Origin of the sequence: Corallococcus sicarius, from assembly GCF_003611735.1 — a bacterium.
GTDB classification, from domain to species: Bacteria; Myxococcota; Myxococcia; order Myxococcales; family Myxococcaceae; genus Corallococcus; species Corallococcus sicarius.
Window position 1 is genome coordinate 1 of the sequence record NZ_RAWG01000232.1, and the last position, 15,474, is coordinate 15,474.

3 protein-coding genes are annotated in these 15,474 nt (G+C 73.9%); all 3 read left to right on the forward strand.

The window, feature by feature from the left end; translation table 11 throughout:
* Positions 1-50 precede the first annotated feature (50 nt).
* Positions 51-980, forward strand: coding sequence for a phosphopantetheine-binding protein (locus D7X12_RS45625; RefSeq protein ID WP_279637249.1), 930 nt, complete (start codon positions 51-53; stop codon positions 978-980).
* Positions 973-5,484: a type I polyketide synthase gene (locus D7X12_RS29000; RefSeq protein ID WP_120628505.1), complete on the forward strand. Its 4,512-nt coding sequence runs from the start codon at positions 973-975 to the stop codon at positions 5,482-5,484. The genes D7X12_RS45625 and D7X12_RS29000 overlap by 8 nt, the downstream gene beginning before the upstream one ends.
* Positions 5,485-5,490: 6 nt before the next feature.
* The coding region (locus D7X12_RS29005; RefSeq protein ID WP_120628506.1) for a non-ribosomal peptide synthetase at positions 5,491-15,474 on the forward strand (9,984 nt) is incomplete at its 3' end.

Below are 15,474 nucleotides of genomic sequence, written 5' to 3' on the forward strand. Positions count from 1 at the left end.
CCGAGTTCTACACTCGACTAGTCGTCGGCAGCGTCAGATGTGTATAAGAGATAGTCGGCACCCCCTGGCCCAACACCGCCCTCTTCGTCCTCGACGCCCGCTTGCGCCCCGTCCCCCTCGGCGCTCCTGGTGAGCTCTTCATCTCCGGCGTCGGCCTCGCTCGTGGCTACCTCGGCCAGCCCTCCCTCACCGCCGAGCGCTTCCTGCCGCACCCCTTCAGCACCACCCCGGGGGCCCGCCTCTACCGCACGGGCGACAGGGCCCGCTGGCTCCCCGACGGCGGCCTCCAGTTCCTCGGCCGCCTCGATGACCAGGTGAAGCTGCGCGGCATCCGCATCGAGTTGGGCGAAGTCGAGGCCGCCTTGCGCCTTCACCCCCTCCTCACCGACGTCGCCCTCCTGCTGCGCGAGGACTCGCCCGGTGACAAGCGCCTCGTCGCCTACTTCACCGCCTCCCAGGCCCCGCAGCCCGCGGAGCTGCGCGCCTTCCTCGAGCAGCGCCTCCCCTCCTTCATGGTCCCGGCCGCCTTCGTTCTCCTGGACGCGCTCCCGCTCACCGCCGCGGGCAAGGTCCACCGCGCGGCGCTGCCCGCTCCGGAGGGCCTGCAACTGCGTGCGCAGGCGAGCTACGTCGAGCCGGGCACCGAGCTGGAGCGCTCCATCGCGCGCATCTGGCAGGAGCAGCTCCGGGTGGACCGCGTCGGGCGCGACGAGCGCTTCTTCGACCTGGGAGGCAACTCCCTGTCCATCGTCCAGGTCCACGGCAAGCTGCGCGGGGTGTTGGGCCTCGACGTCTCGCTGGCGGATCTCTTCCAGTACCCCACGGTGGGGGCGCTGGCCGCGCACCTCTCCCACGCCGACGAGCGCCCCTCCACCGAGGAGAAGGGCCAGCGCCGCGTGCAGGCCCGGCGCGAGCGTGCCGGACAGCGCGCGCCGTCGCGGACCCACCGCTCCCCCAGTGAGGATGATCAGGATGAGTGACGCGCAGCCGGCCCGGCACGAGGGCATCGCCATCATCGGCATGGCGGGGCGCTTTCCCGGCGCCCCCGACCTGGAGACCTTCTGGCGCAACCTGCTCCACGGCGTGGAGGCGCGCACCGTCCTCACCGACGAGGAGCTGGAGGCGGCGGGCGTCGCGCGGGAGCTGCGGGCCGAGCCCCACTACGTCCGCTCCGGCTTCTTCCTGGACGGCGTGGAGCTGTTCGACGCCGGCTTCTTCGGTCTGACGCCGCGCGAGGCGGAGCTGCTGGATCCGCAGCAGCGCTTCTTCCTGGAGTGCGCCTGGGAGGCCCTCGAACGGGCGGGGTACGCCGACGCGCGGGACGCGCTCTCCATCGGCGTCTTCGCGGGCGCCAGCGCCAGCAGCTATCTGCTGTCGAACCTGCTGTCGCGGCCGGAGCTGATCCGCGCCGTGGGCGCCCAGGCGCTCACCCTCGCCAATGACAAGGACTACCTGGCCACGCGCGCCTCGTACCTGCTGGACCTCAAGGGCCCCAGCCTCACCGTGCAGACGGCCTGCTCCACCTCGCTGGTGGCGGTGCACCTGGCCTGCCAGGCCCTGCTGAACGGGGAGCTGGACGTGGCGCTCGCGGGCGGGGTCTCCATCCCCGTGCCCCACCGGGTGGGCTACCTGCCCCAGCCGGGCTCCATCGCCTCGCCGGACGGGCACTGCCGCGCCTTCGACGCGGAGGCCCAGGGCACCGTCGCGGGCTCCGGCGTCGGGCTGGTGGTGCTCAAGCCGCTGGAGCGGGCGCTCGAGGATGGCGACACCGTGCTCGCCGTCATCCGCGCGTCGGCGCTGAACAACGACGGCGCCTCGAAGGTGGGCTTCACCGCGCCGAGCGTGGAGGGACAGGCGGCGGTCATCACCGAGGCGCTCGGCGTGTCCGGCCTGACGCCCGCGGACATCCAGTACGTGGAGGCCCACGGCACCGGCACCGCGCTGGGAGACCCCATCGAGCTGTCCGCGCTCAACCAGGCCTTCCAGCAGCGGCCGGCCTCCGCGGGCGCGTGCGCGCTGGGCTCGCTCAAGCCGAACATCGGGCACCTGGACGCGGCGGCGGGCGTGGCGGGGCTGATGAAGACGGTGCTGGCGCTCCAGCACGGCAAGCTCCCGCCCAGCCTGCATTTCAAGCGGCCGGGCCCGCTGGCCGACTTCGGCCGGGGCCCCTTCCAGGTCGTCACCGAGGCGCGCGACTGGGCTCCGCACGGCGTGCCCCGGCGCGCGGGCGTGAGCTCCTTCGGCATGGGGGGCACCAACGCGCACGTGGTGCTGGAGCAGGCGCCGCAGGCGCAGCGCACCGGGGACACGCGCCCCTGGCACGTGCTGATGCTGTCAGCCCGCACGGAGCAGGCGCTGGAGGCGGCGACGGACGGGCTCGCGGCATGGCTGGAGCGCGACCCGGACGTGGCGCTGGCCGACGTGGCCCACACGCTCCATGCCGGCCGGCGGCGCTTCGAACACCGGCGCATCCTGGTCTGCCAGGGCGTGGAGGACGCGCGTCAGGGCCTGACGTCGCGCGACGCACGGCGGCTGCTCACCCTGGAGTCCCGGAGCGGGGACAGCCCCGTCGTCTTCCTCTTCCCGGGACAGGGCGCGCAGCACGCCGGCATGGGCCAGGGCCTGTACGCGTCCGAGCCCGTCTTCCGCAAGCACGTGGACCGCTGCTGCGAGCTGCTCCAGCCCGTGCTCGGCCTGGATCTGCGCGAAGTGCTCTACCCCCCCGAAGGACTCCAGGAGCAGGCCCACGAGCGCCTGCGGGACACGGCGCTCGCGCAGCCGGCCCTGTTCGTCACCTCGTACGCGCTCGCGCGCCTGTGGATGTCCCTGGGCGTGCGCCCGCGGGCCATGCTGGGCCACAGCGTGGGCGAGTACGTCGCGGCCTGCCTCGCGGACGTGCTGTCGCTGGAGGACGCGCTCGCGCTGGTGGCGGCCCGCGGTCAGCTCATGCGGGCCCTGCCCGGGGGCGCCATGCTCTCCGTGGCGCTGGGCGAGGAAGCCCTGCGTCCATTGCTCGGCAGCGGCCTGTCGCTGGCGGCCGTCAACGCGCCCTCTCTGTGCGTCGCCTCGGGCCCCCTGCCCGAGGTGGAGGCCCTGGAAGCCCGGCTGCGGGAGCGCGGCGTGGAGCACCGGCGGCTGCACACCTCGCACGCCTTCCACTCGGTGATGATGGCGCCCATCCTCGACGCGTTCGAGGCCCGCGTGCGCCAGACGCGGCTGTCGCCGCCGAAGCTCCCCTACCTCTCCAACGTCACGGGCGCGTGGGTGACGGCGGAGCAGGCCACCGACCCGCGCTACTGGGTGGAGCACCTGCGCCAGCCGGTGCGCTTCGCGGACGCCCTGGGCGCGCTGCTCCAGGAGCCCGAGCGCGTGTTCCTGGAAGTGGGCCCCGGTCAGACGTTGACGCTGCTGGCCCGGCAGGCCGGCCCCCTCGCCGTGGGGCGCGCGATGCTCACCTCCATGCGGCGTCCCCAGGACACCACGCCGGACCTCGCGGTGCTGCTGGAGGCCGCGGGCCGCCTGTGGATGGTGGGCGTCCAGCTGAAGGCACAGAGGCTTCACGGTTCGACGCGGCGGGTGCCGCTGCCCACCTATCCCTTCCAGCGCCAGCGCTACTGGATTGACGCGGGCACTCCCGCCGCCGCCCTTCCGTCCGGGGGCGTCCCCGCGCGGAAGGACGCCGCGGACTGGTTCTACCGGCCGGTGTGGAAGCGGGCCCTGCCGCCCGCCGCGCCGGCGACGTCGGAGCCCGGCCGGTGGCTGGTGCTGCTCGACGACGCGGAGCTTGGCGCGCGGTTGGCCGCGCACCTGGTGAACCAGGGCGAGGACGTGGTGACGGTGAGCCCGGGCGACGGCTTCCACCGCCAGGGCGAACGCCAGTACACGCTCGACGTCCGGCAGCCGGAGCAGCACGCAACGCTGCTGTCCGCGCTCCAGGCCGACGGGGGCGTCCCCCGGCGCATCGTCCACCTGGCGGGCCTGGGCCGCGACACGGACGGGCTCGCCGGCTTCCACGGGCTGCTCTTCCTCGCCCGGGCGCTGCTGGCCCATGAGGCCCAGGGGCCCTTCGAGCTGAACGTCCTCACCCGAGGCGCGCAGGACGTCACGGGCGGCGAGCCCCTGGAGCCGGGCCAGGCCACGGCGCTGGGTCCGTGCAAGGTGCTGCCGCAAGAGGAGCCCTGTCTGCGCTGCCGCACCATCGACGTGGTGCCGCCGGAGTTCGGCGGGCCCGAAGAGGAGCGGCTGGTGGCGCGGCTCGCGGACGAACTCCGCGCGCCGGTGGACGGGATGGCGGTGGCCTACCGCTCGGGACAGCGCTGGCGGGAGTCCTTCGAGCCCGTGCGACTTCCCGCGCCGCAGGGCCGCCCGGCGCTGCTGCGCGAGCGCGGCGTCTATCTCATCACCGGAGGCCTGGGCCGCATCGGTCTGGCCCAGGCGGAGGTGCTCTTCCAGCAGGCGCGGGCCCGCCTGGTGCTGGTGGGCCGCACCGCCATGCCCGAGCGCTCCGACTGGGAGGACTACGTCCGCGCGCACGACGCGCAAGACGGAATCCGCCAGACGCTGGAGCGGCTCCTGAAGCTCGAACAGCGGGGCGCGGAGGTGCTGCTGGTGCGCGCGGACGTCGCCCGGCGCGAGCAGCTGGAAGCGGCCGTGGCGGGGGCGCTGGCGCGCTTCGGGGAGCTGCACGGCGTCATCCACTCGGCGGGCAGCGTGGGCGGGGAGACCTTCCTCCTCGCGCGGGAGGCGACCCCGGCGCGGTGCGAGGAGCAGTTCCAGGCGAAGGTCCACGGCACCCGGGCCCTGCACGACGCGCTGAGGGACCTGTCCCTGGACTTCGTGCTGCTCCAGTCCTCGCTGTCCTCCGTGCTGGGCGGCCTGGGCTTCAGCGCGTACGCGGCGGCCAATGCCTTCCTGGACGCCTTCGCGGCCGCGCGCTCGCGCACCGGAGGCACACCGTGGCTGAGCGTGAACTGGCCCGGCTGGCACACCGCGGAGGGGGCTCCCACCGAACACGCCCTGGCCTTCTCCGAGGGGCTCGAGGCCTTCCTCCGGCTCCTGGACGCGCCCGCCTCCGCGCGCTGGGCCCTCTGCACCACGGACCTGCCCACGCAGGCCGCCCGCTGGCTCCAGGCCGCGGCGCTGCCCACCCCGAAGAAGGTGGGCGCCCGGCACCCGCGTCCGGCCCTGGCCACCCGGTACGTGGCGCCGCGCGACGACGTGGAGCAGGCGCTCGCCGCGTGCTGGGAGGAGCTGCTCGGCATCGAGGGGCTCGGCGTGGAGGACGACTTCTTCGAGCTGGGCGGCCACTCGCTGCTGGGCACCCAGGTGCTGTCGCGCGTGCGCGAGCTGTACCGGGTGGACCTGTCCCTGCGCGGCCTCTTCGAATCCCCCACCATCGCCGCGCTCGCGCTGAGCATCGTCAAGCACAAGGCGGCGTCCGCCGACGCGCAGGCGCTCGAAGCCCTCCTGGCCGAGTTGGAGTGAACAGACATGAGTGACATCGAGCAGCGGATCGCCAACCTGCCCCCGGAGAAGCGCGCGCTGCTGCTGCGCCGGCTGGCGGAGCAGGAGGCCGCCAGGGCCACGGCCGGGACGACGACGGCGGCGCCAGCGGTGCCCCCGCGCGACCCGTCCCAGCCCGCGCCCCTCTCGTTCGCCCAGCAGCGGCTGTGGTTCCTGGAGCGGCTGCAGCCGGACACGGCGCTGTACAACAACCCCGCCGCCTTCCGCATGCGCGGCGCGGTGGACGTGGCCGCGCTCGAATACGGCCTCGCCCAGCTGGTGCGGCGGCACGAAGCGCTGCGCACCGTCTTCACGGAGCGGGACGGGCAGCCCTTCCAGGTCATCCTGCCGTCGCTGGAGCCGAAGGTGGCGCTCGTGGACCTGCGCGCGCTGCCCGAGGACGCGCGCGAGGCGGAGGCGCTGCGGCTGGCGGAGCAGGAGGCCCAGCGTCCCTTCGACCTGGAGCGCGGTCCGCTGCTGCGCGTGGGGCTGGTGCGGCTGGCGGAGCGGGAGCACCTGCTGCTCCTGACGATGCACCACATCATCTCCGACGGCTGGTCCCTGGAGGTCCTCGTGCGGGAGGCGGTGACCTTCTACGCCGCGCGGCTCTCGGGGACGACCGCCACGCTTGCGCCCCTGCCCCTCCAGTACGCCGACTTCGCCGCGTGGCAGCGCGGCTGGCTCCAGGGCGACGTGCTGCGCACGCAGCTCGACTACTGGAAGCAGCACCTGGGTGGAGCGCTCCCCGTGCTGGAGCTGCCGTCGGACCGGCCGCGCCCGGCCACGCTCACGCAGCGGGGCGCCACGCACTCCTTCCTGCTGCCCGCGGCCGTGCAGCGGAAGCTGGAGGCCCTCTGCGGCCAGGAGGGCGTGACGCCGTTCATGGCGCTGCTGGCCGTCTTCAAGCTGCTCCTCGCGCGCCATGCCGCCCAGGAGGACCTGGTGGTGGGCACGCCCATCGCCGGCCGCAACCGGCGCGAGACGGAGGGGCTCATCGGCTTCTTCATCAACACGCTCGTGCTGCGCACGGACCTCTCCGGCGACCCGTCCTTCCGCGAGCTGCTGCGCCGCGTGCGGGAGGTGTGCCTGGGCGCCTACGCCCACCAGGACCTCCCCTTCGAAACGCTGGTGGAGGCGCTCCAGCCGGAGCGACACCTGAGCCGCACGCCGCTCTTCCAGGTGATGTTCAACCTGCAGAACACGTCCCGGGCCTCGGGCCAGGAGGGGCTCGCCGGGCTGACGCTGAGCCCCCTGGATCTGCACCCGGGCACGTCCATGTTCGACCTGAGCCTGTCGCTGGCCCCGCATGAGCAGGGGCTGGTGGGGCTCTTTGAATACAGCACCGACCTCTTCGACGCGGCCACCGTCACCCGCCTCGGCGAGCGCTACCTCGCGCTGGTGGAGGGCCTGGTGGCGGACCCGTCGCGGCGGGTGTGGACGCTGCCGTTGATGGGGGAGCCGGAGCGGCACCAGGTCCTGCGCGCGTGGAGCAACGCCCCCGCGCGGCCCGCGCTGGAGACGTGCCTGCACACGCTCTTCGAGGCGCAGGTGGCGCGCACCCCCGACGCGGTGGCGCTCGTCTTCCAGGAGCAGTCGCTCACGTACTTGGAGCTGGATGCGCGGGCGCGTCAGCTCGCGGGGCACCTGCGCGCGCTGGGGGTGGGCCCCGACGTGCGCGTGGGCCTGTGCCTGGAGCGCTCGCTGGAGCTCATCGTCGGCATGCTGGGCATCCTCCAGGCGGGCGGCGCCTACGTGCCCATGGATCCCGCGCTGCCCCGGGAGCGGCTCGCCCTGCTGCTGGAGGACAGCGCCGCGCCGGTGCTGCTGACCCAGCAGCGGCTTCGCGAGGGGCTCCCCGAACACACGGCCCGGGTGCTCTGCCTGGACTCGGACTGGGAGCGCATCGCCCGCGAGCCGGGGGATGCGCGGCCCTCCGACGTCGGTCCCGGGCACGTCGCGTATGTCATCTACACCTCCGGCTCCACCGGCAGGCCCAAGGGCGTGCTCATCGAGCACCGCGCGGCGTGCACCCTGGTGGCCGCGGAGACGCCCCTCTACGGCGTGGGCCCGGGAAGCCGGATGCTCCAGTTCGCGAACACCAGCTTCGACATCTCCGTGGAGGAGATCTTCACCACGCTGACGTCGGGCGCCACGCTCTGCCTCGCGCCCGCGGAGGCGCTGGCCCCGGGCCCACCGCTCCAGGAGCACCTGCGGCAGGCCGCCATCACCGTGGTGAGCCTGACGCCCGCGGTCCTCGCGGCGACGCCCTCGGAGGACCTGCCCGCGCTGCGCGTCGTCATCTCCGGCGGCGAGGCGTGCCCCGCCGAGCTGGTGGCGCGCTGGGGCGCGGGGCGGCGCTTCTTCAACACCTACGGCCCCACGGAGGGCACGGTGGTGGCGACGCTGGCGGAGTGCGTGGCCGGAGGCGACGCGCCCCCCATCGGCCGTCCGCTGGGCCACGTGGAGGTGTACGTGCTCGACCCGCGGCTGGAGCCGGTGCCTCCCGGCGTCCGGGGCGAGCTGTACCTGGGCGGCGCGGGGCTGGCGCGGGGCTACCTGGACCGGCCGGCGCTGACGGCCGAGCGCTTCGTCCCGCACCCCTTCGCCACGGGCGGCGGACAGCGGCTGTACCGCACGGGGGACGTGGTGCGCTTCCGCGCGGACGGCCAGCTCGCCTACCTGGGCCGGGCGGACGCGCAGGTGAAGGTGCGCGGCTTCCGCATCGAGCCCGGCGAGGTGGAGGCCGGGGTGAGGGGCCGTCCGGAGGTGAAGGACGCCGTCGTGCTCGTGCGCGAGGACGTGCCGGGTGACAAGCGGCTCGTGGCCTACGTCGTCCCCGCGCCGGGCCAGCCCCTGGACGTCGCGGCCCTCCGCCGCGCGCTGAAGGACGCGCTGCCCGACTACATGGTGCCGTCCGCGTTCGTCGTGCTGGACGCGCTGCCGCTCACGCCCAACGGCAAGCTGGACCGCGCGGCCCTGCCCGCCCCCGTCCAGGGTGCGGGGCGCGTGCGCGAGTACGCCGCCCCCCGCACCGACGTGCAGCGGCAGCTCGCGGACGTGTGGTCGGAGCTCCTGCGCGTGGAGCGCGTGGGGCTGCACGACGACTTCTTCGAGCTGGGCGGCCACTCGCTGCTCACCACCCAGGTCCTGTCGCGAATCCGCAAGGTCTTCCAGGTGGAGCTGCCCCTGCGCGAGCTGTTCGACGCGCCCACGGTGGCGGGGCTCTCCGTCGCCGTGGAGGCCGCCATCGCCCGGGGCCAGGGCGTGCACCGGCCCCCGCTGGAGCGGACCTCGCGCGAGGAACGCCTCGTGCCCTCCTTCGCCCAGCAGCGGCTGCTGTTCCTGGAAGAGCTGGAGCCGGACAGCCCGCTCTACAACATCCCCGCGGTGGTGCTGCTGGAGGGCGCGCTGGACGCCGGGGCGCTCGAGAGGGCCTTGTCCGAGGTGCTCCGCCGTCACGAGTCGCTGCGCACGACGTTCCACGTCGATGACGCGGGGCCCTTCGTGCGCGTCGCGCCCAGCGCACCGGGCGCGCTGGAGCAGGTGGACCTGGGCCACCTGCCCGACGCCGAGCGGCTGCCCGAGGCCCTGCGCCTCGCCACCGAGGAGGCCCAGCGCCCCTTCGCGCTGGCCACGGGCCCGCTCCAGCGCGCGCGCCTGCTGCGCCTGGAGCCGCGGCGGTACGTGCTGGTCCTGACGTTGCACCACATCGTGTCCGACGGCTGGTCCATGGGCCTGCTCGTGCGGGAGATGGGGGCGCTCTACGCGGCCTTCCACGCCGGCCAGCCCTCGCCGTTGCCGGAGCTGGCGTTCCAGTACGCCGACTTCGCGGCCTGGCAGCGCGGCTGGCTGCGAGGCCCGGCGCTGGACGCGCAGCTCGACTGGTGGCGCCAGCAGCTCTCGGGTGCGGCGCCCGTCCTGGACCTGCCCACCGACAGGCCGCGCCCGGCGATCCAGACCTTCCGGGGCGCCACCGTCCCGGTGCGCATGCCCGGGGAGCTGGCCCTGGCCGTGAGGCAGCTGTGCCAGCGCGAGGGCGTCACGCCCTTCATGCTGCTGCTCGCCGCCTTCCAGGTGCTGCTGCACCGCTATTCGGGCCAGGACGACGTCAGCGTCGGCTCTCCCATCGCGGGCCGGAACGTGGCGGAGTCGGAGGACCTCATCGGCCTGTTCGTCAACTCGCTGGTGCTGCGCGCGCGGCTGGGCGGCGACCCCTCCTTCCGCGAGCTGCTGGCCCAGGTGCGCGAGACGACGCTGGGCGCCTATGCCCACCAGGACCTGCCCTTCGAGCGGCTCGTGGAGGCCCTGCGGCCGGCGCGTGACCTCAGCCGTCCGCCCCTCTTCCAGGTGATGTTCGTCCACGACCAGGACACGCAGCAGGCGCTCGCGCTGCCGGACCTCACCCTGCGTCCGCTGGGCGTGGAGCAGCGCACCTCCAAGTTCGACCTCACGCTCTTCCTGTCCGTGACGCCCGAAGGGCTGAGCGGCGCGTTCGAGTACAACGCGGACCTCTTCGACGCCCCGACGCTGGAGCGCATGGCCGGGCACCTCCAGCACCTGCTGCGCGCCGCCGTCGCACAGCCGGCCCTGCCCCTCTCCCGCCTCCCGCTGCTCCCGGAGGCGGAGGCGCACCAGTTGCTGCGTGAGTGGAACGCCACGCACGCGACCTTCCCGGGCGAGGACTGCCTCCACCACGCCATCGAGGCCCAGGCCCTCCGCACGCCGGACGCGCTCGCCGTCCTCGACGACACCCGGACGCTCAGCTTCCGGGAGCTGGACGCGCACGCCAACCGCCTCGCGTGGCACCTGCTGCGGCAGGGCGCCGGTCCGGAGGCGCGCGTGGGCCTGTGCCTGGAGCGCGGGGTGGACCAGGTGGTGGCCGTGCTGGCCATCCTCAAGACGGGCGCGGCCTACGTCCCCATCGATCCGGCCTACCCGCGCGAGCGCCAGGCCTTCGTGGTGCAGGACAGCGGGGCCCGGCTCGTCGTGACCCAGGGGCACCTCGCGCCGCGCTTCGACGCGCCGGGAGGGGCCGTCGTGTGCCTGGACGACCCGGGCGTGCGGGAGGCGCTCGGCCGTGAGAGCGCGTCCGCGCTGCCGGACGCAGGCCGCGCGGAGCAGCTGGCCTACGTCATCTACACGTCGGGCTCCACCGGCTGGCCCAAGGGGGTGATGGTCCAGCACGCGTCGGTGATGAACCTGCGCGGCGCGCTTTCGAACCTCGCGCCCGCGGAGCGACGGGGCCCGCTGCGCGTCACCCTCAACGCCCCGCTCGTCTTCGACGCCTCCGTGCAGCAGCTCGTCCAGCTCGCGGACGGACACGCGCTGTGCGTGGTGCCCCAGGAGGCGCGAGCAGACGCCGCGCTGCTGGTGGCGTGGCTGGAGCGCCACGCCGTGGACGTGCTGGACTGCTCGCCGTCGCACCTGCGCCTGCTGCTGGAGGAAGGCCTGGGTGCGAAGCGGCCGCTGCGGGTGCTGGTGGGCGGCGAGGCCGTGGACGCCGCGCTGTGGGCGACCCTGGCCACCCATCCCCGCATCGACTGCTTCAACGTCTACGGCCCCACCGAGTGCACGGTGGATTCCACCTGCCGCCGGGTGCGGGGCGCGGCACGCTCCACGCTGGGCGGACCGCTCGCCAACGCGCGCGCGTACGTGCTGGACGCGCACCTGAGCCCCGTGCCCCTCGGCGTGCCGGGAGAGCTGTACATCGGCGGCGCGGGGCTCGCCCGGGGCTACCTGGGCCGGGCGGAGCTCACCGCCGAGCGGTTCCTCCCCAACCCCTTCGGCGCGACCCCAGGCGAGCGGATGTACCGCACGGGAGACCGGGCCCGCTGGCTGGCCACGGGCGAGCTGGACTTCCTGGGCCGCGTCGACTTCCAGGTGAAGCTGCGCGGCTTCCGCATCGAGCTGGGTGAAATCGAAGCGGCGCTCGCGCGGCACCCCACGGTGGGCAGGGCCGTCGTCGCGGTGCGCGAGGACTCGCCGGGCCACCCGAGGCTTACGGCCTACGTCGTCCCGGCGGCGGGTGAGCGGCTGGAGCCCGCGGCCCTGCGCGCGCTCGCGGAGCAGCGGCTCCCGGAGTACATGGTGCCCACGGTGTACGTGGCGCTGGAGTCGCTGCCGCTCACCGTCAACGGCAAGGTGGACCGCCGGGCCCTGCCGGCACCGGAGCCCGTCTCCATCGCGCGGGCCGCCACGGCGCCGCGGACGCCCGTGGAGCAGACCCTGGTCGCCGTCTGGGCCTCTGTCCTGCGGCGCGACGACATCGGCATCCACGACAACTTCTTCGAGCTGGGCGGCGACTCCATCAGCAGCATGCAGGTCAGCAGCCGCGCCCGGCAGGCCGGCCTGCGCGTCACCCCGAAGCAGCTCTTCCGGCACCAGACCATCGCCGAACTGGCCGCGGTGGTGACACCGGGTGTGTCCCGCCTGGACGAGCAGGGGCCCGTCACCGGCTCCGTGCCGCTCACGCCCATCCAGCACGCGTTCTTCGAGCAGGGCTCACCCCAACCCCACCACTTCAACCAGTCCCTGCTGCTGGAGCCTCTCGAGCGCCTGGACGCCGCGCGGCTGGAGCAGGCGTTGGGCCACGTGACGCGGCACCACGACGCGCTCCGGATGCGCTTCACCCGCACGGCGTCGGGCTGGGAGCAGCACGTCGCCGGACCGGAGGCCACGGCGGCGCTGTGCCAGGTGGACCTGTCGCACCTGCCCGAGGACGCGCGGGCCGAGGCCCTGGAGCACGCGGCGGCCCACGTGCAGCGCGGGCTGGAGCTGACACAGGGCCCGCTGGTCCAGGCCGCGCTCTTCGACCGGGGCGAGGGCCTCACCCAGCGGCTGCTGCTGGTGGTCCACCACCTGGTGGTGGACGCGGTGTCCTGGAGGTACGTGCTGGAGGACCTGGAGGCGGCCTACCAGCAGCTGGGCCGGGGCGAGGCCCTGGCGCTGCCGCCCAAGACGACGTCCTTCAAGACGTGGGCGGAGCGGCTGGAGGCCCACGCGCGCTCGGAGGCCATGGAGCGCGAGCTGCCGTTCTGGCTCGCGGGTCCGCCTCCGACCATGCGCCCGCTGCCCGTCGACAAGACGGGGGACAACACGCTGGCGTCGGCCCGCACGCTCACCGTCCGGCTCGAAGCAGAGGAGACGCGCGTCCTGCTCCAGGAGGCGCTGGCCACCTTCCGCGCGCAGGTGGACGACGTGCTGTTGACCGCGCTCGTCCTCGCGTTCGCGCGGTGGACGGGGCAGCCCCGACTGCGGGTCGACCGCGAGGGGCACGGCCGCGAGGAACTCTTCGACGACGTGGACCTCTCCCGCACCGTGGGCTGGTTCACCGCGATGTCGCCCCTGTCGTTGGAGGCCGCCCCCTCGGATGCGCCGCTCCTCACGCTGCGCCGGGTCGCCAGGGCGCTGCGCGCGGTACCGGGGCGCGGGCTGGGCCACGGACTGCTGACGTACCTGCGGCGGGATGAGCACTCGCGGCGGCTCCAGGCCTGGCCCCGGGCCCAGGTGCTCTTCAACTACCTGGGGCAGCTGGACACGCTCGCGTCAGGCACGGCGCTCTTCGCGCTGGCCTCCGAACCGAGCGGCCCCGCGCAGAGCGACCAGGGCCCCCGCTCCCACCTGCTGGAGATCAACGGCGGGGTGTTCCAGGGCCGGCTGGAGCTGTCCTGGACGTACAGCGAGAACCTCCACGAGCGGGGCACCATCGAGTCGCTCGCCCACGGCTACCTGGAGGCCCTGAGGGCGCTGCTCGCGGAGCACCGCGCGCAGCGCGCATCCCGCGTGCCCCAGGTGGACCTGTCGCTTTCGGAGCTGGACCGGCACGCGATGGAGAAGGTGCTGGAGCAGATTCCAGACCTGGAGGACCTCTATCCGCTCTCGCCGGTGCAGGAGGGCATGCTCTTCCACGCACGGCTCAGCCCCGGCTCGGGCGTGTACTTCGAACAGCTCGCGTGGACGTTCCGCGGCAGGGTGGACATGCCCCGGCTCCAGCGCGCCTGGCGCGAGCTGGTGGAGCACAACGCCATCCTCCGCACGTCCTTCCTCTGGGAGGGTGTCCCCCAGCCGCTCCAGGTGGTGCGCGCGAAGGTGGAGCTGGAGTGGACGGAGCACGACTGGCGCGGGCTCGACTCCGCGGAGCAGCAGGCGCGGCGCGACGCCCTGCGGGACGAGGACCGGGCCCGGGGCTTCGACCTGGTGCGCTCGCCACCGTCGCGGATGGCCATGGTGCGGGTGGCGGAGGGCGAGTGGCGCTGCCACTGGAGCTTCCACCACCTGCTGCTGGATGGCTGGAGCGTGGGGCTGCTGTTCGAGGAGCTGTTCGCCCGCTACGACGCGCTCGAGCAGGGCCCGTCGCTCCAGCGGGAGCGGGCGCCGGAGTACCGGGCCTACATCTCCTGGCTGAAGCAGCAGGACCTGGGTGAGGCCGAGGCCTGGTGGCGCCAGACGCTCTCCGGCTTCACGACCCCCACGCCGCTGCCGGAGTCCGGAGCTTTGGCCGGGCGGGCCGGGGGCGTGTCGGAGGTAAAGGAGCGGAAGCTGCGCCTGCCCGACGCGATGACGGAGGCGCTCCAGGCCTTCACCCGCCGCCACCGCGTCACGCTGAACACCCTGGCGCAGGCCACGTGGGGGCTCGTGCTCGGCCGCCATGCCGGCGTGGACGACGTCGTCTTCGGCGCCACCGTGTCGGGCCGTCCTCCCACGCTGCCCGGCGTGGAGGGCATGGTGGGCATGTTCATCAACACGCTGCCGGTCCGCGTGCGCCTCCCCTCGCAAGAGGCGCTGCTGCCGTGGCTCCAGCAGCTCCAGGAGCAGCAGCTGGAGCTGCGTCGGTTCGAACACAGCCCGCTGGTGCAGGTGCAGGGCTGGAGCCAGGTGCCGCGCGGCACGGCGCTCTTCGAGAGCATCCTCGTCTTCGAGAACTACCCGCTGGCCGCCGGGGTGATGGAGCAGGCCCAGCGGCTGCAGATGGATGACGTCGAGCTCATCGACCGGACCAACTATCCCCTCTCCGCCTGCGTGATGCCCCAGGACGCGACGGTGCTGATGCTGTCGTACGAAACGGAGCGCTTCAGCGAGGCCACCATCCAGCTGCTGCTGGGCCAGTGGCGCACCGCCCTGGAGCAGCTGCTGGAGGCCCCCGAAGGCCGGCTGGGGGACCTCACGCTGCTGTCGCCCGACGAGCGTCAGCGCATGCTGGTGGCGTGGAACGACTCGCGCGTCGACTTCACGCAGGACACCTGCGCGCACCACCTCTTCGAGGCCCAGGTCGCGCTCACGCCCGACGCCCCCGCGCTGGAGTGCCAGGGCACCACGCTCAGCTACCGGGAGCTGGACTCCCGCGCCAACCAGCTCGCGCACCACCTGCGCCAGTCGGGCGTGGGTCCGGACACGCCTGTCGGCCTGTGCTGCGAGCGCTCGCCGGAGCTGATCATCGGCATGCTCGGCATCCTCAAGGCCGGAGGCGCCTTCCTGCCCCTGGATCCCGGACATCCCCCCGAACGCATCGCCTTCATCCTGCGCGACGCGGCCGCGCCCATCCTCCTCACCCTCTCCGCCATCGCCGACGAGCTGCCCTCCCAGGGTGAGCAGGTGGTGTGCCTGGACGAGGACTGGGGGGCCATCGCCCGTCAGCCCACGCACGCGCCCGCCTCCCGCGTCCTGCCGGACCACCTCGCCTACGTCATCTACACCTCCGGCTCCACCGGCAGGCCCAAGGGCACCCTCCTGCACCACCGCGGCCTGTGCAACACCGCCCAGGCCGCCGTCCTGCGCCACGGCTTCGCCCCTTCCTCCCGCGTCCTCCAGTTCGCCTCCCCCTCCTTCGACGCCTCCGTCTGCGAAGTCTTCGCCTCCCTCCTCGCTGGCGCCTGCCTCGTCCTCGCCCCCGCACCGCTGCTGCTCCCGGGCGCGCCCCTCCAGGCCTTCCCTGTCTCTTCTACACATCTCCGAGCCCCCGAGACCGGAGCCTAT

Bases quoted from the DNA above. Each gene is read 5' to 3' on its own strand.
- D7X12_RS29000 (WP_120628505.1), top strand. From the start codon at position 973: ATGAGTGACGCGCAGCCGGCCCGGCACGAGGGCATCGCCATCATCGGC.